The 1,129-nt window shown below is 40.6% G+C and carries 1 protein-coding gene; it reads left to right on the top strand.

From position 1 onward, the window contains the following. The coding region (locus AB5935_RS27485; RefSeq protein WP_368328037.1) for a triple tyrosine motif-containing protein at window positions 1-1,129 on the top strand (1,129 nt) is incomplete at both ends.

Below are 1,129 nucleotides of genomic sequence, written 5' to 3'. Positions count from 1 at the left end.
CTATTATGCAGGCGACGGTCTGCAAGGAAATGAGTTTACGCGCACTGCTGTATTTAAAGATAAACGCGGCAAGATATTTTTTGGAGGTACCAATGGAGTAACAGCTTTCTACCCCCAGGATATCACCGAAATCAAAAAAGAAATGAATGTATTGATTACCGGCTTTCACGTTGCTAACCGCCCTGTGAAAAAAGGGGATAAATCCGGCAACAATGTCATCACTGATACTGCTGTCATGGATACCGAGCAATTTACACTGGCATATAATGAAAATACATTCAGCATTGATTTTTCTGTTTTGGAATTCAGCAATCCCGACCGGATTAGTTATCAATATAAGATAAAAGAATTAGGCGATGAATGGATCAGTACGCAACCGGGAACAAACCGGGTGACTTATAGCAGTCTGAAACCGGGGAAATACACTTTCTCCGTACAGGCACGCGACCATAATAATTTCTCTAATATCCGCACAGTTACTATTGCCATCACTCCACCCTGGTACCAGACCTGGTGGGCAAAAGTAATCTGGGGATGCCTCGGAGCATTACTAATCTATGCTCTTACCATGTATATTCTGTCACGTATCCGCCACCGGCAAGAAGTGATGCGACAAAAACACATGGAACAGATTAACGAAGCCAAATTACAATTCTTCATTAATATCTCACATGAAATACGTACCCCGATGACTCTTATCATCAGCCCGTTAGAGAAACTGTTAGCCGAACATTCCGAGAAACAACCGGTTTATCTCATGATTTACCGGAATGCCCAACGTATTCTACGTCTGATCAATCAACTGATGGACATACGAAAACTGGACAAAGGACAAATGCATCTGAAATTCCGGGAAACAGACATCGTAGGATTTATCAATGACTTGATGCAAACATTCAATTATCAAGCGCAAAAAAAGAACATCACATTTACTTTCGAAAAAGAACTGGAAGGTGCTGATTCTCTGAAAGTATGGATTGATCTAAATAACTTTGACAAAGTATTGATGAATGTCCTTTCCAATGCTTTCAAATATACACATGAGGGAGGAAATATCGAAGTGTCATTGAAAACCGGTCACAACGATGCCTACCGGAGTGCTTTGAAAGATTATTTCGATATAGATATC

Source organism: Phocaeicola sp. RTP21198st1_B8_RTP21198_201120, assembly GCF_040929485.1.
GTDB lineage: Bacteria > Bacteroidota > Bacteroidia > Bacteroidales > Bacteroidaceae > Phocaeicola > Phocaeicola dorei.
This window is presented reverse-complemented; position numbering and strand designations above follow the sequence as displayed.